27 protein-coding genes are annotated in these 23,194 nt (G+C 57.6%); 13 read left to right on the top strand and 14 right to left on the bottom strand.

Translation table 11 applies throughout. The features are described from left to right. Positions 1-24: 24 nt before the first annotated feature. Positions 25-201 carry a hypothetical protein gene (locus tag KIN_RS02640; RefSeq protein WP_159804398.1) on the top strand — a complete coding sequence of 59 codons (177 nt, stop codon included), beginning with the start codon at positions 25-27 and terminating at the stop codon, positions 199-201. A gap of 8 nt (positions 202-209) precedes the next feature. Here the strand turns inward: KIN_RS02640 and KIN_RS02635 are convergent, their stop codons facing one another. Further along, positions 210-1,409: a pyridoxal-phosphate-dependent aminotransferase family protein gene (locus KIN_RS02635; protein ID WP_159804397.1), complete on the bottom strand. Its 1,200-nt coding sequence runs from the start codon at positions 1,407-1,409 to the stop codon at positions 210-212. A gap of 81 nt (positions 1,410-1,490) precedes the next feature. Next, positions 1,491-2,177, bottom strand: a complete 687-nt coding sequence (locus tag KIN_RS02630; RefSeq protein ID WP_159804396.1) for a TIGR04283 family arsenosugar biosynthesis glycosyltransferase — start codon at positions 2,175-2,177, stop codon at positions 1,491-1,493. Between the two features lie 75 nt (positions 2,178-2,252). Between KIN_RS02630 and ygfZ the strand changes: the two genes are divergently transcribed. After that, on the top strand, positions 2,253-2,987 hold the full coding sequence (gene ygfZ, locus KIN_RS02625; protein ID WP_159804395.1) for a CAF17-like 4Fe-4S cluster assembly/insertion protein YgfZ: 735 nt from the start codon (positions 2,253-2,255) through the stop codon (positions 2,985-2,987). 10 nt (positions 2,988-2,997) lie between these two features. Here ygfZ and KIN_RS02620 read toward each other — a convergent pair whose 3' ends face one another. Beyond that, positions 2,998-3,798 carry an inositol monophosphatase family protein gene (locus tag KIN_RS02620; RefSeq protein ID WP_159804394.1) on the bottom strand — a complete coding sequence of 267 codons (801 nt, stop codon included), beginning with the start codon at positions 3,796-3,798 and terminating at the stop codon, positions 2,998-3,000. 98 nt (positions 3,799-3,896) lie between these two features. Between KIN_RS02620 and KIN_RS02615 the strand changes: the two genes are divergently transcribed. Beyond that, on the top strand, positions 3,897-4,817 hold the full coding sequence (locus tag KIN_RS02615; RefSeq protein ID WP_159804393.1) for a DMT family transporter: 921 nt from the start codon (positions 3,897-3,899) through the stop codon (positions 4,815-4,817). Here the strand turns inward: KIN_RS02615 and KIN_RS02610 are convergent. Beyond that, entirely contained in the window at positions 4,814-5,719 is a 906-nt protein-coding gene (locus tag KIN_RS02610; protein ID WP_159804392.1) for a LysR family transcriptional regulator, read from the bottom strand. The two genes, KIN_RS02615 and KIN_RS02610, sit on opposite strands and share 4 nt — an antisense overlap. 94 nt (positions 5,720-5,813) lie before the next feature. On the opposite strand from KIN_RS02610, the gene metF reads away from it, so the two are divergent. Both metF and KIN_RS02600 read left to right on the top strand, forming a co-directional pair. Continuing rightward, a complete protein-coding gene (gene metF / locus KIN_RS02605) occupies positions 5,814-6,680 on the top strand; it encodes a methylenetetrahydrofolate reductase [NAD(P)H] (protein ID WP_159804391.1) in 867 nt (288 codons plus the stop codon). A gap of 59 nt (positions 6,681-6,739) precedes the next feature. Beyond that, positions 6,740-7,228: a PaaI family thioesterase gene (locus KIN_RS02600; protein WP_159804390.1), complete on the top strand. Its 489-nt coding sequence runs from the start codon at positions 6,740-6,742 to the stop codon at positions 7,226-7,228. A 3-nt stretch (positions 7,229-7,231) separates the two neighbouring features. Here KIN_RS02600 and KIN_RS02595 read toward each other — a convergent pair whose 3' ends face one another. The 3 genes from KIN_RS02595 to KIN_RS02585 are packed head-to-tail and all read right to left on the bottom strand — an operon-like array spanning position 7,232 to position 10,023. After that, complete coding sequence (locus KIN_RS02595; protein ID WP_159804389.1) at positions 7,232-7,927, bottom strand: RraA family protein; 696 nt, start codon at positions 7,925-7,927, stop codon at positions 7,232-7,234. Positions 7,928-7,942: 15 nt separating this feature from the next. Continuing rightward, on the bottom strand, positions 7,943-8,848 hold the full coding sequence (argF, locus tag KIN_RS02590; RefSeq protein WP_159804388.1) for an ornithine carbamoyltransferase: 906 nt from the start codon (positions 8,846-8,848) through the stop codon (positions 7,943-7,945). After that, complete coding sequence (locus KIN_RS02585) at positions 8,845-10,023, bottom strand: aspartate aminotransferase family protein (RefSeq protein WP_159804387.1); 1,179 nt, start codon at positions 10,021-10,023, stop codon at positions 8,845-8,847. Before KIN_RS02585 ends, argF begins: the two co-directional genes overlap by 4 nt. A gap of 328 nt (positions 10,024-10,351) precedes the next feature. Here KIN_RS02585 and KIN_RS02580 point away from each other — a divergent pair, with 328 nt between their 5' ends. Further along, positions 10,352-10,915 (top strand): GcrA family cell cycle regulator, encoded by a 564-nt coding sequence (locus KIN_RS02580; protein ID WP_159804386.1) that lies wholly within the window; start codon positions 10,352-10,354, stop codon positions 10,913-10,915. On the opposite strand, the gene KIN_RS02575 is transcribed toward KIN_RS02580, so the two are convergent. Both KIN_RS02575 and KIN_RS02570 read right to left on the bottom strand, forming a co-directional pair. Then, entirely contained in the window at positions 10,912-12,870 is a 1,959-nt protein-coding gene (locus tag KIN_RS02575; protein WP_159804385.1) for an AsmA family protein, read from the bottom strand. The two genes, KIN_RS02580 and KIN_RS02575, sit on opposite strands and share 4 nt — an antisense overlap. Positions 12,871-13,017: 147 nt before the next feature. Further along, positions 13,018-13,677 (bottom strand): VPLPA-CTERM sorting domain-containing protein, encoded by a 660-nt coding sequence (locus tag KIN_RS02570; RefSeq protein ID WP_159804384.1) that lies wholly within the window; start codon positions 13,675-13,677, stop codon positions 13,018-13,020. A 192-nt stretch (positions 13,678-13,869) separates the two neighbouring features. Here KIN_RS02570 and rimO point away from each other — a divergent pair, with 192 nt between their 5' ends. After that, on the top strand, positions 13,870-15,258 hold the full coding sequence (gene rimO, locus KIN_RS02565; RefSeq protein ID WP_159804383.1) for a 30S ribosomal protein S12 methylthiotransferase RimO: 1,389 nt from the start codon (positions 13,870-13,872) through the stop codon (positions 15,256-15,258). 24 nt (positions 15,259-15,282) lie between these two features. On the opposite strand, the gene KIN_RS02560 is transcribed toward rimO, so the two are convergent. Together KIN_RS02560 and KIN_RS02555 are read right to left on the bottom strand one after the other, a co-directional pair. Beyond that, positions 15,283-15,705 carry a hypothetical protein gene (locus tag KIN_RS02560; protein ID WP_159804382.1) on the bottom strand — a complete coding sequence of 141 codons (423 nt, stop codon included), beginning with the start codon at positions 15,703-15,705 and terminating at the stop codon, positions 15,283-15,285. A 213-nt stretch (positions 15,706-15,918) separates the two neighbouring features. Further along, positions 15,919-16,632 carry a M48 family metallopeptidase gene (locus KIN_RS02555; protein WP_159804381.1) on the bottom strand — a complete coding sequence of 238 codons (714 nt, stop codon included), beginning with the start codon at positions 16,630-16,632 and terminating at the stop codon, positions 15,919-15,921. Between the two features lie 142 nt (positions 16,633-16,774). Here KIN_RS02555 and KIN_RS02550 point away from each other — a divergent pair, with 142 nt between their 5' ends. The 3 genes from KIN_RS02550 to KIN_RS02540 all read left to right on the top strand — a co-directional run bounded on the left by KIN_RS02550 (position 16,775) and on the right by KIN_RS02540 (position 18,556). Continuing rightward, entirely contained in the window at positions 16,775-17,011 is a 237-nt protein-coding gene (locus tag KIN_RS02550; RefSeq protein WP_159804380.1) for a DUF8831 family protein, read from the top strand. Further along, positions 17,008-18,114 carry a histone deacetylase-like amidohydrolase gene (locus KIN_RS02545; RefSeq protein ID WP_159804379.1) on the top strand — a complete coding sequence of 369 codons (1,107 nt, stop codon included), beginning with the start codon at positions 17,008-17,010 and terminating at the stop codon, positions 18,112-18,114. Before KIN_RS02550 ends, KIN_RS02545 begins: the two co-directional genes overlap by 4 nt. Before the next feature lie 130 nt (positions 18,115-18,244). Continuing rightward, on the top strand, positions 18,245-18,556 hold the full coding sequence (locus KIN_RS02540; protein ID WP_159804378.1) for a hypothetical protein: 312 nt from the start codon (positions 18,245-18,247) through the stop codon (positions 18,554-18,556). Positions 18,557-18,592: 36 nt separating this feature from the next. Here the strand turns inward: KIN_RS02540 and KIN_RS02535 are convergent, their stop codons facing one another. Continuing rightward, positions 18,593-19,399, bottom strand: coding sequence for a helix-turn-helix domain-containing protein (locus KIN_RS02535; protein WP_159804377.1), 807 nt, complete (start codon positions 19,397-19,399; stop codon positions 18,593-18,595). A 348-nt stretch (positions 19,400-19,747) separates the two neighbouring features. Between KIN_RS02535 and KIN_RS02530 the strand changes: the two genes are divergently transcribed. The 3 genes from KIN_RS02530 to KIN_RS02520 are packed head-to-tail and all read left to right on the top strand — an operon-like array spanning position 19,748 to position 21,354. Continuing rightward, on the top strand, positions 19,748-20,443 hold the full coding sequence (locus KIN_RS02530; RefSeq protein ID WP_159804376.1) for a CoA transferase subunit A: 696 nt from the start codon (positions 19,748-19,750) through the stop codon (positions 20,441-20,443). 4 nt (positions 20,444-20,447) lie between these two features. Then, positions 20,448-21,077, top strand: coding sequence for a 3-oxoacid CoA-transferase subunit B (locus KIN_RS02525; RefSeq protein WP_159804375.1), 630 nt, complete (start codon positions 20,448-20,450; stop codon positions 21,075-21,077). Continuing rightward, complete coding sequence (locus KIN_RS02520; RefSeq protein WP_243144794.1) at positions 21,070-21,354, top strand: GNAT family N-acetyltransferase; 285 nt, start codon at positions 21,070-21,072, stop codon at positions 21,352-21,354. Before KIN_RS02525 ends, KIN_RS02520 begins: the two co-directional genes overlap by 8 nt. A 3-nt stretch (positions 21,355-21,357) precedes the next feature. Here the strand turns inward: KIN_RS02520 and KIN_RS02515 are convergent, their stop codons facing one another. Both KIN_RS02515 and KIN_RS02510 read right to left on the bottom strand, forming a co-directional pair. Continuing rightward, entirely contained in the window at positions 21,358-22,248 is an 891-nt protein-coding gene (locus KIN_RS02515; protein ID WP_159804374.1) for a DMT family transporter, read from the bottom strand. 19 nt (positions 22,249-22,267) lie between these two features. Continuing rightward, a complete protein-coding gene (locus KIN_RS02510) occupies positions 22,268-23,161 on the bottom strand; it encodes a fatty acid desaturase (protein WP_159804373.1) in 894 nt (297 codons plus the stop codon). Positions 23,162-23,194 lie beyond the last annotated feature (33 nt).

The raw sequence follows: 23,194 nt of genomic DNA, 5'->3' as shown, positions 1-23,194 counted from the left end.
GGGTCGAACCGTCGGAGATTTGCGATGTCGCACCGCCCTATCCGTGAAGTGGAAGATTACACCAAGCCGTTCCTGTGGATGCTCTGCGTGCTTTTGTTCATAGGGTTCATCACGCTCTGGGCGACGTTTGGATATCTGGCATCGCTCCTGAGCGGCGCTGTCGCCCATCTTTTCATCGGCAGGCTTCCCAGACGGGACTGAGCGGCGTCCTAGCCCGCGGCGCACACCTCAGCCGCGGCGGCCAGTGCACCTTTGCCATGGGGGATTTGTAACGCCGTCAATCCGGCCTCGATGCTGCCGAGTGTGCCCATCAACATGTGCGTGTTGAGGTGGCCCATGTGCCCGACCCGGAAAAACCCATGCCACGCTGGATCGTCTGACGGCGCCATGCCAAGGCCGATGCCAAGCGTCACGCCAGCCTGATCCGTCAGCCAATCGCGCAGTTGCGTTCCGTAGGGCGCGCCAATCCGGATGGATGTCACAGCGTTGCTGCGCTTGGCGCGGTCGGTAATGTTCAACTCGATGGGGCCATCCTGCCCCCACGTCTCGAATGCGGTCCAGACAGCGCTGGCCAGCGTAGCGTGGCGTTTGAGGACCTGATCCAGACCTTCCTCTTTGAGGATCATGTCCAGTGCGACGCGCAAGCCATAAAGATGATGGGTCGGCGCAGTCCCGCAATGCATCTGATAGTAAAACGAAGGGTTCGCCCGAGGCTTCCAATCCCAGTAGCCGGACACGCGCGTCATCCGGTCCCGCGCGGCGTCTGCCTTGTCGTTGAAAAACACGAATGCCATGCCGGGCGGGGTCATCAGACCCTTCTGGCATCCAGCCACAAGGATATCGACGCCCCAGGCATCCATCTGCATGTCGTCGCAGCCCAGACAGGCGATGCTATCCACCATCATCAAAGCGGGATGATCTGCCGCGTCAATTGCCCTCCGAATGGCGGCGAGGTCGCTCTTCGCGCTGGTGGAGGTGTCGGTTTGGACCAGAAGCACCGCTTTGAAAGCGTGAGCTTTGTCGGCGGTCAGAGCTTCCTCGACCCGCGCCGGGTTAACCACGTCCCGCTTGCCAAAATCGATGATCTCAACCTCGATACCAAGCTTCGTCGCCATTTCCGCCCAGCCATGGCTGAACTGTCCCGTAGCGGGAACAAGAACCTTATCGCCGGGGGCCAGCACATTCGCCAGCGCGGCCTCCCACGCGGCGTGGCCATTGCCGATATACATCGCCACATGCCCGTCGGTTTTCGCCACGGCTTTCAAGTCCGGCACAAGGCCGTGGGTCATGTCGATCAACTCGCCTGTGTATATGTTTGGCGCGGCCCGATGCATGGCCTGCAGCACCCGATCCGGCATGACAGAGGGGCCGGGAATGGCAAGAGTATGGCGACCATGGGCGAGAGACATAAGCGTACTTCCGGTTTTCGATTTTCCTAGGGGTATGCGGCAGGCGGCAAGGGGTCAATCGATCCTTTGCGCAGCGGGATATCACCGTTTGTGATAGATGCGGGCGAGCCGATCTGGCGAAGCGCCGCACAGATATCGGGCAAGTGTGAGAATGTTGCGCGCGCCTTGCCGTGTCCACCCCCGGCGCTGATAACGCTCGGCGCTGGTCGTGATGGTTTCATCCAGAAGACGAAGTCGTCCTTTGAGCGCGCGCGCAACCGCGACATCCTCCATCAACGGTTGATCCGGATAGCCCCCGATCTGATCCAACACTGCGCGTGATATCAGCAAGCCTTGATCGCCGTAGGGTAGATGGAAGATCCGCGTGCGCAGATTGGCCCATCCAGCTGTGATTGCGGGCAATATCCCTTTTGCACGGAAGGTCAGGCGGAAGACAGCGGCCTGTCCGCTGTGCTCATTCATATGAACGGCCACTGCTCCCACCCAGTCAGGCGGCAGATGGCTGTCCGCGTGAAGCACCAGAACCCACGGTGCTTTGGCCATGGATGTGCCGCGCGCGATCTGCCCACCGCGACCTGCCGCGCCCTCAATTATGACAGCGCCCGCATCGTCGGCGATCTGACGCGTTGTGTCCGTGCTGCCGCCGTCCGAGACGATGACCTCCCGCAAAATCCCTTGCGCGACGCCGGGCAACAGACTGTCCAGCGTCTCAGGCAAGGCGTCCGCCGCGTTCAGGGTAGGAATTATAATCGAGACGCGCGCGCTCATGGTTGTGGATCCGGGGCCTGTTGTTCGGTGTCCGGATCTCTATATGTGATGAAGAGCAGGAATTGGAGTGGTGAGATGCAGCGGGTTGTACTGGCCGTTGGTGGCGGGGATCGGGAAGAGTTTCTTCAGGGCCTAGTGACAAACGATGTCGCCAAGCTGAAGGACGGACTGGTTTACGCAGCTCTTCTGTCTGCGCAGGGCAAATATCTGGCGGATTTCTTCATGGTCCCGGACGAGGACCGGATTCTCATTGATGTGGCCGAACCATTGGCCGCTGATCTTCAGAAGCGGTTGGGCTTTTACAAATTACGGGCAGATGTGACAATCGAGAAAACGGACATTGCCGTCACATGCGGTATTGGCGACGCGCCGGACGGGGCGTTTACAGACCCGCGCGATCCGAACTTGGGTTGGCGGCTTTATGGTGCCGCGGAGAGCCCCGAGGTGAATTGGGACGCGCTGCGGGTGGCTCATGGCATTCCCGAAGGCGGTATCGAACTGATCCCGAACGAAAGCTACATTCTGGAGATGGGGTTCGAGCGCCTGAACGGCGTCGACTTCCGCAAAGGCTGTTATGTGGGACAAGAAGTCACCGCCCGAATGAAGCACAAGACCGAACTACGCAAAGGCTTAGCGGTCGTGGCGCTGGAGGGTGAGGTGCCCGCGGGCACGGCAATCACGCGGGACGGAAAACCCGTCGGGACAGTCTACACGCAAGCAGGCGGCCAAGGCTTGGCCTATCTGCGCTTTGACCGGGCCGACGCAGGCATGACTGCGGATGGGGTTACCGTCAGCCGGCTGGACGGCTGATTGAAGCGGGTCAGCCCGCCTCGGTGCTGCGGATGACCTTGGCGAACTGGTCAAAAATCTCGCTATTCGCAGCGATCAAGTGACCGTCTTCCAGAAGGCTCTGACCCTCGCGCAAGGGTTCGACCAAGCCGCCAGCCTCTTTTACCAGAAGTACGCCGCCCGCAATGTCCCAGATGTTCAACCCACGCTCCCAATAGCCGTCGTAGCGGCCCGCGGCGACGTAAGCCAAGTCAAGCGCTGCCGCGCCCCACCGCCGCACACCGGCGCATTGCGGCAAGAGGTTCGCGAGGTCTTTCAGGCTAGCAGGCAAATACTTGCGTCCGCCGAACGGCAAGCCTGTGGCATAGACGGTTTCGATCATCTTGCTGCGACCCGACACCCGCAAGCGCTGGCTGTCGTTCAGCCATGCCCCCGCGCCTTTTTCGGCAAAGAACATCTCGTCCTTTGCGGCATCATAAACCACCGCCGAAACGATCTCGCCTTTATGTTCCAAGGCAATCGAAATGGCCCAATGCGGCATTCCGTGTAGAAAATTGGTCGTTCCATCAAGGGGGTCTACAATCCAGCGGCGTGTCGGATCGGTGCCCTCGACAGGCTCGCTTTCTTCGCCCACCCAGCCGTAGTTGGGGCGCGCTTCGGTCAGCTCTTCGCGGATGATCTGTTCCGCCGCCAGATCAGCGCGGGATACAAAGTCCCCGGCCCCTTTCATGGACACCTGCAGGTTCTCGACCTCCCGAAAGTCTTTGACGAGGCTGCGGCCCGCCTTGCGGGCGGCTTTGACCATGATGTTGAGATTCGCGCTGCCTTGCATGCCTGATGCTCCTGAATGTCAGGCCGCGCGTATACCGGGCGCGCGGGATGAGGGAAAGACCCATTGCAGCCTTCACGTGCCGCGCCTAGCGTGCCGCCATGGGACAAGACAGGCCAATGCTGGGTATCCTGCTGATGCTGGGATTTTGCGTGCTGGCGCCGATGGGCGACGCATTGGCCAAAGTGCTGGGCGAAACCATACCGTTGGGACAGCTTCTGGTGACGCGTTTCGGGGTACAGGCCGCCTTGCTGATCCCATTTGCCTGGCTGACGGCCCGGTCGTTGAAAATGAACAGGCGTGTATTTCGCCTGATGCTCTACCGGACAGGGCTGCATATCATCGGGATCGGGGCGATGTTCACCTCATTGCGGTTCCTTCCCCTCGCCGATGCCGTCGCCATTGCCTTCGTGATGCCGTTCATCATGCTTCTTTTGGGACGCTATGTTTTGGGCGAAACAGTCGGTGCCCGCCGCCTGATCGCCTGCTGCGTGGGCTTCATTGGAACGCTTCTGGTCATTCAGCCCAGCTTTGCCGCCGTCGGTCTGCCTGCCCTCTTGCCGCTTGTGGTCGCGGTGGTCTTTGCGCTTTTCATGCTGGTGACGCGGCAGATTGCAAAGGATGTGGACCCGATCAGCCTGCAAGCCGTCAGTGGGGTCGTCGCGACGATCTTTCTGGGGGTGCTTTTGCTGCTGCCGGATCTGCTTCCCGGACCGCAATCATGGCCGATGTTTGACATCGTCTTTCCGTCGGGCCTCGACTACGCGCTTCTTTTAACCATCGGCATCATCGGCACGCTAGCGCATCTGTTGATGACGTGGTCGTTGCGGTTTGCCCCGTCAGCCACGCTGGCCCCAATGCAATATCTGGAGATCCCTTTTGCGACGATGATCGGCTATCTGATCTTTCAGGATTGGCCAAACGGGCTGGCCTTTCTTGGCATCACGATCACGATGGCGTCAGGTCTTTACATCGTGGCTCGGGAACGGCAAACGGCTCGTCTGGTGCCCCCCGAAACCTAGGCCCGCTGCAGCTTGACAGGCTCGGTCCGGGCCAACCGGATTACGTGGGACATGAACGGTTTCGTCGTGTCATCGCTGCGCGTCGCCGCGTAGAGACGCTTGATGCGCCCCTCTTTCGTCAGTGGTCGCGTGACATAATCAGAATTGTAGCGCACCTCTCTCACCACCCAATCGGGCAATACCGCGACACCCCTGTTTGACGCAACCAGCAGCAATATCACTGCAGTCAATTCCACTTGGCGGGTTCCGCGCGGTTCCACGCCCGCGGGTGTCAAAAGCTCGGTGAAGACGTCAAGACGACGACGGTCCACGGGATAGGTGATCAGCATCTGATCCCGCAAGTCTTCCGCATCTATATAGGGCTTCTGGGCCAAAGGGTTCTGGGAGGAGGCCACAAACACAGGTTCGTAGTCGAAAAGTGGGGTGAAATCGACGCCGTCCAAATCCTCCGGATCGGAGGACACTACAAGATCGACCTCCTCTCTCAGAAGCGCAGGCAGACCGTCGAAGCTAAGGCCGGGGCGGATGTCCACATCCACATCCGGCCAACTTTTGCGGAACCCTTCGAGAACGGGAAAAAGCCATTCAAAGCACGCGTGGCATTCAATCGCGATGTGCAACCTGCCGCTTTTGCCCATGCGCAGCCCTGTAAACTCGTCCTGAAGCGCCGCGATCTCGGGTAGGATCTTGTCGGCGAGCTTCAGCAACTTCATCCCGGCCGAGGACAATTTCATCGGTTTGGAGCGTCGGATGAACAACTCTACGCCCGCCTGATCCTCCAGCCCTTTGATCTGGTGGCTCAGCGCGGACTGTGTGATATTGAGTTGATCAGCAGCCTTGGCCAGCCCCCCTGCCTCGTGAATGGCTTTGACCGTCCGCAGATGGCGAAACTCTATATGCATATTCTTCTCATGTTTATCTTGAGAGTTATGAGTTTGATAAATAATGCGGGGTGTAGGATCAAGGTTCTCAATTGTCTAGCCGGAGCGCGTCCCGATGACCAAGCCTGCCATTTCTTTTGAATTCTTCCCGCCTCGCAATGTCGAGGCCAGCTTCAAGCTTTCGGATGCTGTTCAAACCTTGGCGCCGCTTGAGCCGGAATTTGTCTCCGTCACCTACGGGGCTGGGGGAACGACACGGCAGCTTACCCACGAGGCTGTGGAAGCGATCCAGAAATCCAGCGAATTGACCGTCGCCGCCCATCTGACCTGTGTCGATGCGTCCCGAGACGAAACCCTCGAGGTCGCAAGGGCTTACAAGAAAGCCGGGGTCAGTGACATCGTTGCCCTGCGCGGTGATCCTCCTAAAGGGACAGACACGTTCACACCGCACAAAGATGGCTTCACTTCTTCCGTCGAACTGATTGAGGCGCTGAAAGAGACCGGCGATTTCACGATCCGCGTGGGAGCTTATCCGGATATCCATCCCGATGCGCAGGATATGTCAGCGGATATCGCCTACCTGAAACGCAAGCTTGATGCGGGCGCGGACGCCGCGATCACCCAGTTTTTCTTCGAGGCCGATACGTTCTTCCGCTTCCGCGATGCCTGCGTTGCGGCCGGTATAGACAAGCCCATCCTGCCCGGTATCCTGCCAATCGAGAACTGGACATCGGCCCGCCGGTTTGCCGAGCGTTGCGGAACCAAGATCCCCGGTTGGTTGGATGATGCCTATACGGCGGCCCAGCGGGACGACCGTGAGGATTTGCTGTCTATCGCCATCGCAAGCGAACTGTGCGCCGATTTGGTTGAAGGTGGGGTAGAGCATCTGCATTTTTATACGCTCAATCGCCCGGAACTGACCCGCGATATCTGCACTGCACTTGGCATCACACAACGCACGTCCCTATCTCAGGTCGCGTGATATCTTGCCCCTTTGGCCGCGCGCGCATAGCGTCGCGGCAAACCAAGTAAGGGTGCCTCATGTCGAACCAATACGCAGCCAAATCGCCTGATGAATTGCCAAGCCGCGAGACCTTGCTGTCGATGTCGGGGCTTGAGTTTATGCACGGCATGGCCTCGGGCGCATTGGCTGGACCACCTATCGCAGGACTTTTAAATTACCGCGTCACAATGGTCCAGGAAGGTCATGTGGAATTTCGTGGGTCGCCCGAATTCCAGCACACAAACCCTATGGGAACTGTTCACGGCGGCTGGTACGGCAGCCTTCTGGACAGCGCGATGGCCTGCGCCGTGATGACGACTGTCCCGAAGGGATCGGCTTACACGACGCTGGAATACAAGGTGAATATTGTCCGCAGCATTCCCCTAGGCATGGATATCGTGGCCTCCGGCACCGTCGAGCACGCCGGACGATCCACGGGCGTCGCCAATGGCTGGATCAAAGGTGTCGATGACGGCAAACTCTATGCCACCGGGTCGACCACCTGCATAATCATGAAGATGACCTGACGCTCAGACATATTCCGTGTTTTCGCTGGCCAAAAGTGCTTCGATGCTCTCTGGGATCTTGAGCCCGGTTTCGACCTCGGCCTCCATATCGGACTCGGCCTGCCGCACATCCGTCAACGCACCGATCACCTCAGCGATGCGGGAAAAAGGTACCACAACCACGCCGTCCCTGTCTGCGACGATCATATCGCCGGTTTCGACGGTGCGCCCGCCGATCTGCACCGGCAGTCCGACCCGGCCGGGCCCGTTCGTGAAAGGGGAGTTGGGGTTGAGACCGGTACACCAGCATGGCAGCCCCACGTCGACGATGCCATCATAGTCGCGCATGGGACCATCGGTCACGAACCCGGCCGCCCCGGAATTGTGCATCATACCGGTCACCAGATCGCCCGCCGCCGCGCAGCCCTGAAATCCTCCAAACGCAGCGACAACGACATCACCGGGCTGGATGAATTTCAACGAACAAAGCGTCGCCATGATGTCGGACGGCGCATTGCCCGCCGTCAGCGCTGGACCACAGGCAACACAGTCGATATCCCGCCCGTCGCCGATGGCTTTGATATCCGGTGACAATGCACCGACGCCCTGCATCGCATCGACGACATAGCCGGTCGGCACGTCCTTCAGCGCAGAGATTTGCGCTGCCGATGGGCGGCGCATGTCACGGGCCACGCGCATCAACTTGGGTTCTTCGATCATTTCTAAGTCCTTGTCTTACTTCCCCAGACACCAGCGCATAATGGCTTTTTGCGCATGGAGCCGATTTTCAGCCTCATCGAAAATAACCGAATGCGGGCCGTCCATGATCTCTGATGTCGCCTCTTCGTCCCGGTGCGCGGGCAGGCAATGCATAAATAGCGCGTCGTCATTGGCATGTCCCATCAACTCCGCGTTGACTTGGTAGGGACGGAGTTGATTGTGACGCCGTTCCCGTGCCGATTGCGGGTCGTGCATGGAAACCCACGTATCAGTCACGACCAGATCTGCCCCGTCCACCGCTCGTTCCGGGTTTCGCTCTATGGTGACGCCGTCGCGAACGGTGTGTTCGGGATCCAAGGTTTCGGGGCCTGTGAACACCAGATCGAATTCGAACTGCTGCGCCGCGTGAGCGAAGCTGGAAAAGACGTTGTTGCCGTCCCCGGACCACACGACTTTTTTGCCCTTGATGGGCCCGCGATGTTCTTCGAACGTCATGATATCCGCCATGATCTGGCAGGGATGAGTGCGGTTTGTCAGCCCATTGATCACAGGCACCGTCGCGTATTCCGCCATTTCCAAGAGTGTCTGCTCTTCAAAAGTTCGGATCATGATCAGGTCGACATAGCGCGACAGCACGCGGGCGGTGTCAGCAATCGTCTCGCCATGGCCCAGTTGCATGTCTGAACCGGATAGGACCATTGTCTGTCCACCCATCTGACGGACGCCAACGTCAAAACTGACCCGGGTCCGCGTCGAAGGTTTCTCGAAAATCAGAGCGACCATGTGATCTTTGAGGGCCTGATCGTCATCAGGGGCACCTTTCGGACGACCGTTGCGCTGATCCTTGATGGCACGACCAGTGTCGATGATCCGTCTGAGTTCCTTGGGAGCTGTTTTATGAATATCGAGGAAGTGAGTCATGCTGCAGATCCCAGTGTCTTGGCTGCCGCATCAAGCCGTGCGACGCCCTCGGTTAGCTCGTCGTCGCTGATGTTCAGCGCTGGCAAAAGCCGCACGACATTATCGCCGCCCATAACGGTCAGCAGATGCTCGCCATGCCCAGCGGCAACAACATCCGCGTTGGCAGCCTTACATTTCAGCCCCAGCATCAGGCCCGTTCCGCGTACGCCTTCGAACACATCCGGGTGCGAGGCAACCAAGCCCTCCAGTTTCTGACGCAGAAGACCTGCCTTGCGACTGACATCCCCCAAAAACTCAGGTGTGTTGATAAGTTCCACTACCGCGGCCCCGACCGCGCAGGCCAGTGGATTACCCCCATAGGTGGAGCCATGGGTTCCCGCCGTCATACCGCGTGCTGCGTCTTCCGTGGCAAGGCATGCCCCCAAGGGGATGCCGTTCCCGATGCCCTTGGCAACTGCCATGATATCGGGTGTGACACCGGCCCATTCATGGGCAAACAGCTTACCCGTTCGCCCCATGCCACATTGAATCTCGTCGCATATCATCAAGGCACCGGTTTCGTCGCAAAGATCGCGCAACCCTTTCAGGCACGCATCCGGCAAAGGAATGATTCCGCCTTCGCCAATTACGGGTTCAACAATCACCGCCGCAATCGTATCGTCCATAGCCGCGCGCAGTGCCTCATGATCACCGAATGGCAAGTGAATAAACCCTGGCAGGAGCGGTCCGAACCCCTTCGTAAGCTTCTCTGACCCGGCGGCAGAGATCGTGGCCAAGGTCCGACCATGGAATGAGCCGGAGAACGTGATGATGTTGGTGCGCTGTGTTTCACCCTTCTCGTACCAATACTTGCGCGCCATCTTGATTGCGCATTCCATCGCCTCCGCCCCGGAGTTGGTGAAAAACATGGTATCGGCAAAGGTCGCCTCGCGCAGCTTTTCAGCCAGCGCTTCCTGATTGGGAATATGGTAGAGGTTCGACGTGTGCCAGAGCTTTGCCGCCTGATCCTGCAGGACTTTCACGAGTGTGGGATGCGCGTGACCCAGTGCCGTCACTGCAATACCGCCCCCGAAGTCGAGATATCGCGTGCCGTCTCGGTCGATGAGCCAACTGCCTTCCCCTGTCTCAAAGGTCATCTTCGCCCGGGAATAGGTCGGCAAAACGGCGGGGATCATGTGCGTACTCCTTTACGCATGGGAACTCCGGATATTCAGGATGTTCCGGTCCAAGTCAATTGATGTAAGGGATGTGCGCATGACACGCGCACGGATAGATCAGGCAGCCGGCTCAGCGTCGGCGTCGAAGTCGCAGAATGTGTTCGAATTTGATCATGGCTGCTCCTTTGACCGCTTTAGCGACGCCTGTCCAGAAATTTCTAGGGCACCCGCGACCGCACGTCCCGCTCGGAGCGCTTGTATCCACCGCGCAGCGTGCATAAACTAGGAGCATTCCACAGCGCCGCCCGGCATTCCCGGGCGGTCTGTCATTTGAAAGGGCAAGCAGATGTCGTGGACCGATGATCGCGTCGAAATTCTCAAAAAAATGTGGGGTGAGGGGAAATCCGCCTCGCAGATCGCCAAAGAGCTTGGTGGCGTGACACGCAATGCGGTGATCGGAAAAGTGCATCGTCTGGGTCTGTCAAACCGCTCTGGCGGAGCGACCGCCGCAAAGACGGCGGACAAGGAAAAGCCCGCGGCAAAACCAAAGGCGCCCGAAAAACCCAAGGTCGTGGCAACGGAGAGCGATCCCAAGCCAGCGAACACACCGGTCAAAGTGATGCCACGCCCGAAACTTGTGGTGACCGCAGGCCAGCCTTTGCCGCCTCAGCCATCTGCGAATGAGATCAGCCCCGAAGCGCTGGCCTCCGTTCGTGAGGTCGAGAAGAAGGCCAAGAAACTCAGCGTGATGGAACTGACGGAACGGACCTGCAAATGGCCCGTTGGCGACCCGGCAACAGAAGATTTCTGGTTCTGTGGTCTGCCTGTTCAGTCAGGCAAACCCTACTGCGAAGCGCATGTGGGCGTCGCATTCCAGCCGATGAGCTCGCGCCGCGATCGCAAACGCTAGTCGAAGAGCTTGAAAAGGCCTTCCTTGGCCTTTTCTTCCAAACCTTTCTTCAGCGTATCCTCTAGGCTGTCGCCGTCTTGGCTTCTTACGCCCAGCTCTTCCTGAAGCTTGGCCTCGGCCTTTGCTTTTAGTTCACGCTCTTTCTCTTTGGCTTTGGCCTTCAGCCGTTCTTTCTCTTCTTCAAGTTCCATATCGATCAAGCCTTCCAGATCAGGGCGGAACTTGATGTTGCCCCACGGCCCGGTGATCAGCACTGGAACCCGGATGCCACCTTCAAGCGCGCCACCAAGGGCCACCGGCTCGACCCGGTAGTCGATGGTCTGTGCGCCAAGATCCAGCTGGCCTGCACCCGAAGCTGTCAAAAGCGGCGCGATAAAGCTCAGATCCCTGTTGCGCAGAACACCGTCTGCAATCGTGAAGCTGGCGGTGATGTCATCGAAAATCGTCCTAGATCCGCTGCCTTGATAGGAGGTGTCGAGGTTCTTGATCATACCCGCGATATCCAGGCCCAGAAGCTCACCCGCGCCTACGTCAAGCGATCCTGAGCCGGACAGGCCCTTCATGATCTGGTCCATGGTCCCGCCAACACCTAAGAATTTCAGGCGCATGGACGCATTGCCCACAAGTCTGTCATAGCCCGCGAAATCGTTCAGAACCTGCTGCATGGCCACGTTGGACGCGCTCAGATCACCGCCGACGGATAAGCCACCGCGACCGTTGACCACAAATTGACCCGAGACAAGACCGCTGAACACACTGACCCCGCTCAGGTCCAACACCAGACGGGAATTGTCGAGCGATCCCTGCATATCGGTCGGGCCCAGCTTGATAGAGCCAAGGTCGACAGCATTGGCCTTGAAGCTGAAATCACCGTTCACGGCATTCAAGCCACTCACATCGAGACGGGCGTCGGACCAGCCGCCCGCCCCTGCATTGGCGGCGCCGTCACCTTCGGTTGTGTCCGTACTCATGGCCGAGAAATCGAGACTATCGCCCGTCAGACGCGCCTTTACTGTCGGGGGCGTCGTCAAAGCAAGATCCACGTCGCCTTGCAGCCGGTTTTGATCCAGAAGAACATCAGCCCCACGCAAAAACAGTTGGTTGTCGGGCGTCATGGTCAGTTCAGCAGACATCTTCACAGTCTGGCCCAAGCCGGGCGGTATGATCGGAGCCTCTTGGCCCAGAAGTGCAAAAAGTGCGTTTTGATCTTGAATGTCCCCGGTGACTTGGCCTTTCACCCGCACCGGATCAATTCCGGCGATCCCATCGAAGCTTGCGGATGTGCGACCCGCCGTAAGCTCAAGGTCAACCGAACGCTCGCTGCCATCAAGAAGCTGTTGTACCCCATCAATCGTGCCGCCCAGTTCTATCGCCTGTCCACGCAATTCGGCGGCCAGATCAATTTCGCCGATACCTTCAAGGTCCGGCAGGGTCAGCGTCAGATTGACGTTATCCAGCTGATACGCCGTGCCAGCGTCATCAAAAATCAGAGTCCCGTTAGTGATGGTTGCCTTGGGAACCGAGATGTTGGGTGTCCCGCTATCGCTCGTATCCTCGCTGCTGCCCATCTGGGTCAGAAAATCCCAATTGGCGCTGCCATCCGGTTGACGCTGCAATCGTATGACCGGGCCATCAACGGTGAAGGCCTCCACATCGATTGCGCCCCCCATGAGGGCAGACAGGCCCACCGCGACCTCCAGACGGTCTGCTTGCAACATTGGTCCGTCTTCAGACCAAGCCGCGTTCTGAATCGAGGCACCTTCCAGAGCAACGCCGAGACGGGGATAGAGCGTCGGGGACACATCCCCCGTGATCGTCAGAACGCGTCCCGTTGCTTCTTCAAATTGGGTTTCTGCGATGCGCGCGATCCGGTCCGTTGGGATCAGAAACAAAGCGGCGATCACGACGACAACCAGCGTCAGCAGTGTTAGGGCAATCCGCAGAATCCAGCGCATTCGGCAACCTCTCTCAACAATGGTGAAAGGCTACGACGCGATAGGGCGCGTTACAAGGAGATGCACCCGCGACGGTTGATCACAATGTCAGAACAGAAAAGGCCGCCCCTCTTTCGACGGACGGCCCTCAGACTCAGTTGGTTAGTGTCAGCGGCGCGCGCGGCGGCGCGCAACCAGTCCAAGACCACCGATACCCGCCAGCAACATTGGAAGCGCCGCAGGAACCGGGATCGGTGTCAGTGCAAAGCGCAGATCATCAATCGCGCCCGATCCATCAAGTGTGAAGGTCAGGTCAGTGACATTCTCGAAAAGCGAGCCGACATCGAAATTGTCGTACTTGCCGTCTGCCGCAGGGACAGGAAGCGATCCGGTGAATGTTGTGCCGCCGGATACGGACGTGATTGTCACAACGGCGTCATCGAACAAACCGAACCCCAGAAGCGTAACCGCCTCGGCAAATTGGAAGGTGATCGACCCACCGCCTGCATTGTCATCCGCGCTGGTGTTCAAATTTTCCTGAATGATCAGAACGTTGCCAGCATCATAGCCGTCGGGCGAGGTACCGTTGAAGCTGTCGAACGGACCTTCGAGATCATTGTCGCGTGTCGTTGTCAGGTTCGTATTGAACGCCCACGCCTGATTGATCCCGCCGGACGCTGTCACGTTAGCGGACACAAGGCCGTCGGATGACATCACGCTTGTGACGTTATCGCTATGGGCAAAGCTGTTGAAATCGATAGTGGACGCTGACGCAGCACCGCCAGCGCCCACAACCATGAGAGAGAGAAGAAGTGGCTTGAGTGCCATTTTGTTACCCTTAACTAAGACCGTATTTTTGCCATTATTAACGAAACATGAACGAAAGCGGTACTGGATATGACGCACTACTTGGAAACACTTAGTTTCCCGAAGCGGGATCATTCGCCATATTAACGCCACATACCGGTCTTGGGGCTGACTGCGGCTTTCCTTGCCAAGAGAGGCGCGTTAACACAGCCTATGACTGCGAACCCTCCAAACCTCCGCCCTGATCTGGCCAATGCGACCGTACGGGAAGATGCCCGCGCGGGGCAGCCCAAGATCGGCATGGTCTCCCTTGGCTGCCCGAAGGCGCTTGTCGACAGCGAACGCATTCTGACGCGGCTGCGGGCTGAGGGATATGCGATCAGCCCGGACTATGCGGGGGCGGAAGCGGTTATCGTAAACACCTGCGGCTTTCTCGACAGCGCGAAGGCGGAAAGCCTTGATGCTATTGGGGAAGCTTTGAATGAAAACGGGCGCGTGATCGTGACCGGCTGTCTCGGCGCCGAAGAGGATTACATTCGCGGCACGCACCCGTCCGTTCTGGCAGTGACCGGCCCCCACCAATATGAGCAGGTGCTGGATGCAGTCCACACAGCCGTTCCCCCCGCCCCCGATCCGTTCATTGATCTTCTGCCCGCAACAGGCGTTTCCCTGACCCCACGTCACTATAGCTATCTGAAGATATCAGAGGGCTGTAATCACAAATGCAAGTTCTGCATTATTCCGGATATGCGGGGAAAACTCGCGTCTCGTCCGGCCCACGCCATCCTGCGGGAGGCCGAGAAGCTGGTCGATGCGGGCGTGCGAGAACTTCTTGTAATCTCTCAGGATACGTCGGCGTACGGGTTGGATCGGCGGTACGATGAGAATCCGTGGAAAGACCGGAGTGTTCGCAGCCACATCACTGATTTGACCCGGGAGTTGGGTCAGTTGGGTGCTTGGGTTCGATTGCATTATGTATACCCCTACCCCCATGTGCGCGAACTGATCCCGCTGATGGCGGATGCAGAAAACGGGGTTCTGCCTTATCTGGACATCCCGTTTCAGCATGCTCATCCGGATGTGCTCAAGCGCATGGCGCGCCCCGCGGCGGGGTCAAAAACGCTGGAAGAGATTGAAGCGTGGCGCGCCATTTGCCCTGACATCACGCTGCGATCGACATTTATTGTCGGATACCCTGGCGAAACAGAGGCCGAATTTCAGACGCTGCTGGATTGGCTGGACGAAGCGCAGCTCGATCGGGTCGGTTGTTTTCAGTACGAAAATGTCGACGGCGCGCGCTCGAACGCCCTGCCGGATCACGTCCCAGCGGACATCAAACAAGATCGTTGGAACCGGTTCATGGAAAAGGCACAGACCATCTCAGCGGCGAAACTCGCCGCGAAGGTCGGTCACCGAATGCAGGTTTTGGTCGACGACGTCGATGGGGAGGCCGCGACCTGCCGTACGATCTCGGATGCGCCGGAGATTGACGGTAATCTCTTCATTGACGAGGATTTCGAAGATTTGAAACCCGGCGACCTTGTTGAGGTTATTGTCGATGAGGCCGGTGAATACGATTTGTGGGGCAAACGGGCGCGCTGAGACAACGCACCCGCCAACTTCTGTCTAGTCCATGGGATAGATAACGCCGCGGACCCCTTGCAGACCATTCATTCCAATGGTGACAGGCATTGTTCCATCGGGTTCAACCTTCAGGCTGACCGGAAGGCTGACTTTGCGCCCATCATTGTCCGTACCTGTCGCTTCGCCCTTGTAGCTGTAATCGTCTACGCGGGAGCCAATCAGTTGAACCACACGGTCCCCCTTGTGATCGGGTACGACGAAATCAATGGTCAAAACATCGTCAACATAGGTTGCAGACAGAATGCGACCTGGTGCGTCGAATGTCTGAATACCGTAGTTGGTGGGCGCTTCAATAAAGCGGGCCATATGATCGTCCGCCGCAGCGGGAAGCGATGTCAGGGCGAGAATGCCGGCAAACAGGGCTGTGCTAACGGCGGGCAAGAACTTGAAATTTTTAGAAGCCATATCGGATCTCCTGTGCGTTCTTACGCTGTTGCTGATGAAAATGTATTTAGTGTTTGGACCCTCGTTTCATATAGACAATATAGCACAGACTTGGTGCACAAATGAACCGTTCAGTTCACCATTTCGTCATCGCTTCGCGAGCACGACGAAAAGCGCTGTAAAAACAGCGCTTTTCAAGGCTTTGGGTTCATAGACTTTTGTTGAAATGCCCCCTTAGAGGCGTGAATTGACCCGCCTAACGGTCTCAATCCGCGATGCATTGGGCGGGTGGGTTCCAAGGAACCGATCGCCGGGATCAGGGATGCGCGTAAAGAACTGTGCCCCTTTTACGGGATCGTATCCGGCCCGTTTGGAGATCACCGTGCCAAGCGCGTCGGCTTCAAGCTCGTTCTGCTTTGAATACGCGCGTGCGCCAACCGTACCACCGATCCGCTGTCCAATATCTGCATTTGCCCCCAAAGCCCCGGCAAGGATCGCACCGACCGCAGCACCGGCCGTTGCAGACTGGCGCTGCAGTGCAAGGTGGTTTTCGATATGATGCGCCGCTTCGTGACCCAGAACGAATGCAAGCTCGTCGCGGTTACGTGCGTCAGCAATCAGCGCGCTTGTGAAACCGATGATGGGTCGGCCTTTTTTATCAAGGGTTTGAAACGCGTTCGGCGGCTGTCCCCTGCGGCTGTCGACTACAATCTTGAAGTCACAGTTAAGATTTGGTGACCGGCGTTTGCATTCCTGCTCGGCCACAGGTTCCACGCGGGCAACGACAGCTTTGAAGTTTGCAGCTGCTGTGCGAGATGAAACGCGTGGCGGGCTTTTGACTTTTGCCGTCGGTGTTGCTTCAGGCTTTGGACGGCTCTGGCTTGTCACCTCTACCGGCTCACAGGCAACCAACCCAAGCAGCGCCGCAGTGATCAAAAGTTTCTTCATGCTCAATCCTTCCAGTTTGTCCCAGAATACCAGCGGGTTGGCAAAACAGAACCCCCGAAAAGTGGCATTTCAGTGGCCCGATGATTGCGTTTTGCGCGGCGCGCTGGTCTGCTGTCGCAGAGATAAGCGCGGGGACCTTAAAATGTTCACAATCGAACACGAATTTGATGCGACGGTGATCACGCTGGTGGATGAAGGCACGCCACACTTGCAAGGCGATGTCACGATTGCGGCATTTGACGACTGCATCACGCTGGAACAGGTCGACCCTCACACCGAGCGGGTCAACAAGATCACCTTCTCTATGCAGCAGGCGCAAGACATCGCCGCCGCCCTTAACCTGCCGGAGGGATCATACCGGCTGGAGCGGAAGAAATGAGCACCGGCTTTTTCTGGGACGAGCGCTGCTTTTGGCATAGCGGCGGCAACTATGCATTCACGTTGCCGGTCGGTGGTCTGGTGCAACCCCTGGCGGCGGGCGGGCTGCCTGAAAGCCCGGAGACCAAGCGCCGCCTCAAGAATCTTCTGGATGTCACCGGGCTGATCAACGACCTCGATGCCAGGACGGCGACGGAAGTTTCATGGGAGGATCTTGTACGGGTTCACCCAGAAGGTTTCTTGCAGAAGTTCAAAAGCTTATCAGATAGCGGTGGCGGTGAAATCGGGCTGAGAACGCCATTTGGCCAAGGCGGTTTCGAGCTGGCCGCCCTGTCTGCGGGGTTGTCCAAGACGGCTTTGTATTCAGTTTTGAACGGTCAACATAAGAACGCCTATGCGCTGTCCCGCCCGCCGGGGCACCATTGTCTGCCTGATTTCCCCAACGGATTCTGTTTGCTCTCGAATCTTGGGATTGCCGTTGAAGCCGCTCTTGCGGACCGGTTGACTGAACGTGTGGCAATTGTCGATTGGGACGTTCACCATGGCAATGGGACCGAGGCAATCTTCTACGATCGTGACGATGTCATGACCATTTCACTGCATCAGGAGCGCAACTACCCGATGGATACCGGCGACGCCGAGGATCGCGGTGTTGGTGTGGGCGAAGGCTTCAACATGAACATCCCACTACCACCGGGCGGCGGTCACGCGCTTTACATTGACGCAATGGAGCGGTTGGTGTTGCCGGCATTGGCGAAATTTCGCCCCGATGTCATTGTGATTGCCTGTGGCTTTGATGCGGCGGCCATCGATCCCCTGGGCCGGATGCTGGCCACGGCAGAGACGTTTCGGGCGATGACCGAAATGGTGATGGAAACCGCAGATGATCTCTGTGGCGGGCGGCTGATGATGGCCCACGAAGGCGGATATTCGGAGGTGTATGTTCCGTTTTGCGGCCATCACGTGCTGCAGCAAATGTCCGGCAGCGCCATTACCGCAGAAGATCCCCTGTCGGCAACATTTGAACAGCGACAACCGGGTCCGAAATTGCAGGCAATGCATCAAAATCTGATCGACGATCTGGTTCAGGGGTTTTCCACGTAGGACACCGACTTAGGTACGATCCTTCAAAAGCTCGAGACGCTCGTTCAAGGAAAAACGATCCAGAATTGTCATCTTTTCCACGAGGCGCAGATACCTCCCCGACTGCGCCCAAGACTGGAAAGGACACATCATGAAACAGCTATTGATCAGCGCAGCACTGGTCGCTCTTGCCGCACCGGCCTTTGCGCAAGATTCCCCCGCCGAGAACTACGGAACCCAACTTCTACCGCCCGGTGGCAGCGTCGGCGATGTGGGACAAGCCGCGGACATTCTCTCAAGCGAGGGCACGGAAGAGCGGATCATTGTTCCCAGCGATCCCGAGATGACCACCCTCGGTAGCGACAGCATCGGACATCGACAACTGGCTGAAGAGCTGGGCGTCTCGCCGGATGACTACACGCCGGAAGAGCTTGGTAAAATGTATATAGACAGATACGACTGACTGTCAGAGCCAGGCCCCGCTCATCCGGGGCCTGTTTCATTTTAGGCTCAGTGTTTTGCGGAAAGCCCCAGGTGAAAAACCGCGAACTTTCTTGAAGCAGCGCGAGAAATGGGCCTGATCCGCGAATCCACAGGCCACCGACACTTCCGCCAATGACAAATCACCATCGCTCAGCAGTTGCTCCGCCGTCTCAAGCCTGAGTTCGGTGACGAATTGCATGGGTGTCTTTCCGGTCTTGAGTTTGAACTTCCGGGCCAAGGCGGTTCGGCTCATCGCGATTTCTGATGCAAGGTCCTGCACCGTTATCTTCGCCGACATATTCTTTTCGACAAAGGCGATAAGCCGGGCGTATTTGCGTACATCAAAATCCTGAAGCCGAGCATCATAAGTCCGCAGCACGACTGCAGCGCGTTGGACCAAGCGGACCAAAAACACCCGCGCCAATGCCTCGAAGACAACATCAGACCCGATGTCAGGGCTTACCAATGCGGAGCGCATCCGTTCCGCCGCGCTGCGTAGGTCAGGCTCGTGAACAAGTGTCTGACCTTCAAATCGACTGCGCTGCAACTCGATCTTCAGATCGCGTCGCATGAATGCCGCAAGCCCCTCGGGATCAATGAGTATTCGAATGACCTTTGCGTGGTCGCGCCACCTCCACCCGGTTACGGAACCAGCCTTCGCAAGTGCAATATCGTCTCGCTTGAAGACGACGTTTTCACGATACCCGTCCTGATCAATCGTTAGTCGGATGGGGGTGTCCTGAACGGGCATGATCAAGGTATGGGCTGAGCTGGATTGCGGACCGCGGTAGCCAGGGCCCCCTTCGATGTAGTCGAAACGCATAATTCCGTTTAGCGCTAGCCTGCTCTGAAAAACAGGCGGCGCCACGCTGCCATCAGAGTAGTGAAGGTCTTCTGCGCTAAAATCGCTTAAAATATTGATTGCAGGTATCATTTTGCGTGCCTGTCGGCGGTCTTCAAATGTGTGTGTCGTTCAAAAAAGATCAGAAATAAAAGTGAACTCTTTAGTTTAGATGTGAATTAAGCGGTCAGTTTCAAGACCGAAAGTCACGTAAGGTCAGGTTTGCGCCGCAATTTGCTTAACTTGTCCGGATCACCAATTTCTGCGGGCTTCATTGACTCTCTTTTCTGCGCACGCGAAAACGAGACGCATAGGTTCAGCGGAGGGGTCATGAAAAAGATCTACGGCAACGCAACAGAAGCGCTGGATGGTCTTCTGTTTGACGGAATGTTCATCGCAGCGGGAGGCTTTGGCCTGTGCGGTATTCCCGAGCTTCTGATCGATGCGATCAAAGCCAAAGGCACAAAGGATCTAACGGTCGCCTCCAACAATGCGGGCGTGGACGATTTCGGTCTCGGTGTCCTTCTGCAGACCCGTCAGGTCAAGAAGATGATCAGCTCCTACGTCGGTGAAAACGCCGAGTTCATGCGACAATACCTTTCAGGCGAGCTTGAGTTGGAGTTCAACCCGCAAGGCACCCTCGCAGAGCGGATGCGCGCAGGTGGCGCGGGCATTCCCGGCTTCTACACCCAGACCGGGGTCGGCACACAAATCGCCGAGGATAAGGAACACAAAGATTTCGATGGCAAGACGTACATTCTCGAGCGTGGGATCGTCGCCGACTTGTCCATCGTCAAAGCGTGGAAAGCCGATGACACGGGCAATCTGGTGTTTCGCAAGACCGCGCGTAACTTCAACCCGCCTGCCGCAAGCTGCGGCAAGGTGTGCGTGGCCGAAGTCGAAGAGATTGTCCCGCGCGGTTCGCTCGACCCTGACCTGATCCACCTGCCCGGCATCTACGTGCACCGCATCATTCAGGGCGATCACGAGAAACGCATCGAACAACGCACTGTGAGGGAGGGCTAAGACCATGGCTTGGGACAGAAATCAGATGGCCGCCCGCGCAGCGCAGGAATTGGAAGACGGCATGTATGTCAATCTGGGCATCGGCATTCCAACGCTGGTCTCCAATTACATTCCGAAGGGCGTTGACGTAACGCTTCAATCTGAAAACGGCATGTTGGGCATGGGACCGTTCCCCACCGAGGACGAGATCGATCCGGACCTGATCAATGCAGGCAAGCAGACAATCACGGAACTGGATCGCACCAGCTATTTCGACAGCGCCCAAAGCTTCGGTATGATCCGCGGCGGCAAGATCGCAATGGCCATCCTCGGGGCGATGGAAGTGGCGGAGAACGGCGACCTCGCAAACTGGATGATCCCCGGAAAGCTGGTCAAAGGCATGGGCGGTGCAATGGACCTGGTCGCGGGCGTCGGACGCGTCGTGGTGGTCATGGATCACACCAACAAGCACGGGGACAGCAAGGTTCTGAAAGCCTGCACCCTGCCGTTAACTGGAACAGGTGTGGTGGATCGCATCATCACCAATCTGGGTGTGCTCGATGTGGTTGAAGGCGGCCTCAAGATCGTCGAGACTGCGGACGGCGTGAGCGAGGACGAATTGAAAAGCGCTACGGAAGCCGCAATCGTTGGCTGATGTCCGCAAAGAGATCGAGGGCGGTCATGGCCGCTACGTTCTGGAAACGGATCATGGCGCGGCGGAGATGACTTTTTCGGTCACCTCGTCGACCATGATCATCGTCGATCACACGGTGGTTCCGAAAGAGGTAGAGGGGCAAGGCTTTGCCTCCAAGCTCGCGGAATTTATGGTACAGGACGCCCGGGAAAACGGACACAAGATCGTGCCTCTGTGCCCCTACGTGAATGCATGGCGCAGACGGCATCCAGACAGCGCCGACGTATTTCAGGTGTAAGCTTCAGAAACTCGCAACGAGAACCAGAATAGACACGACGATCAGCGCAATACCGGCAATCTCGCGCGGCGTGCTGCGCTCTTTGAAAATGAAATAGGATCCCAAGAAGGTGAAGATCAATTCCACCTGCCCCAAGGCTTTGACATAGGCCGCATTCTGAAGCGCGAAGGCCGTGAACCAGCCGAATGACCCGAGCATCGAGGTCACACCGACAAAGCCAGACACCCGCCAAGAGGTCACGACCTTCGATATCTGACCCGGTTCCCGCCACACGAGCCACGCCAGCATGACGATTGTCTGAAAGGCCGTCACGATTGCAAGGGTGAGACCCGCGCGCAAAAAGACATTGTCTGACATCACCGCCAAGGCGGCCCCGCGATAGCCGATCGCAGATACGCCGAACAAGAACCCCGCCGCCAATCCGTATCCTGTGGCCCTGTTAAAGAACCGTGCGCCACCTTTTGGAGGGTCTGACAGCAGCAGCACGCCAAAAAAGCCGATCACGATGGCGACGACGGCAAATGAAGAGAGTCCCTCCCCCAGGACGACCAGACCGATCAACGCCGTCAGGATCACCTCGGTCTTCTTGAAAACAATGCCGACTGCAAAATTCCGCTCTGCAAAGAGCGCTACGACGCACGCCGTCGCAATAATCTGTGCGAGGCCCCCTGTCAGCGCGAAAGGCCAGAAGTCGTCCAACAGAGGCGGCACATCAAGAGATGCGAAATGAAGATAAACAAACAGCCCCACCGCAACCAATGGGCTCGAAAAAAGAAACCGTGAAAACGTAGCACCTGCTGTCGAAAGCTGCGTCGCTTTCAAGTGCTTTTGCAGCATGAAACGCAGGTTCTGCATGAATGCAGCGAAAATCGTGACGGCAATCCACAAGGGCATGGCCTGCTATGTCACCAATTTATCCCCGCCGCCATAAGGGATGGGGCACAGTGTCTTTCGCCCGAAAGAAATGCCGCCGCATGATCTGCCAGTAGTTTTCGAACACGTAGCCGTTGTTGACCCGCAGATACCGGCCCTTGTTGGAGCGATAGAGCGCGGGCAGCCGGTACCATGGAACCCGCGGATGCATATGGTGGACCACATGGAAATTGTTGTTCAGGAACAAAAGCGCCAGCAGGCCGCGATCCTCTATGATCACGCTGCGCGCACGGCTCTTTTCATGGGCCTGATGTTCCAGAAACGTGCGGATGCGCAGGATAGCCAAGGCAAGGTAAGTCGCCGCAATGTAGTGCCAGACTGCCATTTGCCCCACTAAGCCGAGCCAGAGGATCAATGGAACAAGACCCAAGGCCCAAAGGTACCACGCCTTCAAAACCGTTGGGCTTCCCGCTCGCAATAGCCGCAACTCGTCGTAGAGAAAGAAGATCTGCCCAATCAGAGGGCCGATCAGCATTCGTCCGGAAAGGGTGTTGTTGAACGACAGGAGAGCCTTCAATGCGGGGGAACAAACCTCCCACCGGCCGGGGTCCAGATAGTTGCTTTCTGGATCGTCATAGGGGTCCGTCAGGTTGGCATCCTTGTGGTGAGCCAGATGGGTGTCGCGGAACCGTTGATAAGGGATAGCGGGGTTGAGGGACGGAAAGACCAGCGCTTCGTTCAGCGCTTGGTTTTCAAATGGATGACCATGGATGATCTCGTGTTGCAGTGAAGAATAGAGGGTGATCGACACGCCGGTTACGATCACGCCGATCGCCGGATGCACCCCTACGAAGACTGTCGTCCCAACGGCCCAAACGAAGTAGCAAAGTGTCAAAAGGCCCACAGTTGGCCATTCAACGCGACCCACGCGCATCTTGGTTCTTCCCCGAATTTTTCGAAATCTTGC

The sequence above is a fragment of the Litoreibacter roseus genome (genome assembly GCF_009811795.1).
GTDB classification, from domain to species: domain Bacteria; phylum Pseudomonadota; class Alphaproteobacteria; order Rhodobacterales; family Rhodobacteraceae; genus Litoreibacter; species Litoreibacter roseus.
The sequence above is the reverse complement of the archived record's forward strand: the minus strand, read 5'-3'. Positions and strand labels throughout refer to the sequence as shown.

Bases quoted from the DNA above. Each gene is read 5' to 3' on its own strand.
- KIN_RS02550 (WP_159804380.1), top strand. From the start codon at position 16,775: ATGTTCACAATCGAACACGAATTTGATGCGACGGTGATCACGCTGGTG.
- KIN_RS02560 (WP_159804382.1), bottom strand. From the start codon at position 15,705: ATGGCTTCTAAAAATTTCAAGTTCTTGCCCGCCGTTAGCACAGCCCTG.
- KIN_RS02510 (WP_159804373.1), bottom strand. From the start codon at position 23,161: ATGCGCGTGGGTCGCGTTGAATGGCCAACTGTGGGCCTTTTGACACTT.
- KIN_RS02620 (WP_159804394.1), bottom strand. From the start codon at position 3,798: ATGCAAGGCAGCGCGAATCTCAACATCATGGTCAAAGCCGCCCGCAAG.
- KIN_RS02600 (WP_159804390.1), top strand. From the start codon at position 6,740: ATGTCGAACCAATACGCAGCCAAATCGCCTGATGAATTGCCAAGCCGC.
- KIN_RS02610 (WP_159804392.1), bottom strand. From the start codon at position 5,719: ATGCATATAGAGTTTCGCCATCTGCGGACGGTCAAAGCCATTCACGAG.
- KIN_RS02630 (WP_159804396.1), bottom strand. From the start codon at position 2,177: ATGAGCGCGCGCGTCTCGATTATAATTCCTACCCTGAACGCGGCGGAC.
- KIN_RS02640 (WP_159804398.1), top strand. From the start codon at position 25: ATGTCGCACCGCCCTATCCGTGAAGTGGAAGATTACACCAAGCCGTTC.
- KIN_RS02580 (WP_159804386.1), top strand. From the start codon at position 10,352: ATGTCGTGGACCGATGATCGCGTCGAAATTCTCAAAAAAATGTGGGGT.
- ygfZ (WP_159804395.1), top strand. From the start codon at position 2,253: ATGCAGCGGGTTGTACTGGCCGTTGGTGGCGGGGATCGGGAAGAGTTT.
- rimO (WP_159804383.1), top strand. From the start codon at position 13,870: ATGACTGCGAACCCTCCAAACCTCCGCCCTGATCTGGCCAATGCGACC.
- argF (WP_159804388.1), bottom strand. From the start codon at position 8,848: ATGACTCACTTCCTCGATATTCATAAAACAGCTCCCAAGGAACTCAGA.
- KIN_RS02530 (WP_159804376.1), top strand. From the start codon at position 19,748: ATGAAAAAGATCTACGGCAACGCAACAGAAGCGCTGGATGGTCTTCTG.
- KIN_RS02570 (WP_159804384.1), bottom strand. From the start codon at position 13,677: ATGGCACTCAAGCCACTTCTTCTCTCTCTCATGGTTGTGGGCGCTGGC.
- KIN_RS02575 (WP_159804385.1), bottom strand. From the start codon at position 12,870: ATGCGCTGGATTCTGCGGATTGCCCTAACACTGCTGACGCTGGTTGTC.
- KIN_RS02540 (WP_159804378.1), top strand. From the start codon at position 18,245: ATGAAACAGCTATTGATCAGCGCAGCACTGGTCGCTCTTGCCGCACCG.
- KIN_RS02615 (WP_159804393.1), top strand. From the start codon at position 3,897: ATGGGACAAGACAGGCCAATGCTGGGTATCCTGCTGATGCTGGGATTT.
- metF (WP_159804391.1), top strand. From the start codon at position 5,814: ATGACCAAGCCTGCCATTTCTTTTGAATTCTTCCCGCCTCGCAATGTC.
- KIN_RS02555 (WP_159804381.1), bottom strand. From the start codon at position 16,632: ATGAAGAAACTTTTGATCACTGCGGCGCTGCTTGGGTTGGTTGCCTGT.
- KIN_RS02515 (WP_159804374.1), bottom strand. From the start codon at position 22,248: ATGCCCTTGTGGATTGCCGTCACGATTTTCGCTGCATTCATGCAGAAC.
- KIN_RS02525 (WP_159804375.1), top strand. From the start codon at position 20,448: ATGGCTTGGGACAGAAATCAGATGGCCGCCCGCGCAGCGCAGGAATTG.
- KIN_RS02595 (WP_159804389.1), bottom strand. From the start codon at position 7,927: ATGATCGAAGAACCCAAGTTGATGCGCGTGGCCCGTGACATGCGCCGC.
- KIN_RS02585 (WP_159804387.1), bottom strand. From the start codon at position 10,023: ATGATCCCCGCCGTTTTGCCGACCTATTCCCGGGCGAAGATGACCTTT.
- KIN_RS02535 (WP_159804377.1), bottom strand. From the start codon at position 19,399: ATGCGTTTCGACTACATCGAAGGGGGCCCTGGCTACCGCGGTCCGCAA.
- KIN_RS02635 (WP_159804397.1), bottom strand. From the start codon at position 1,409: ATGTCTCTCGCCCATGGTCGCCATACTCTTGCCATTCCCGGCCCCTCT.
- KIN_RS02545 (WP_159804379.1), top strand. From the start codon at position 17,008: ATGAGCACCGGCTTTTTCTGGGACGAGCGCTGCTTTTGGCATAGCGGC.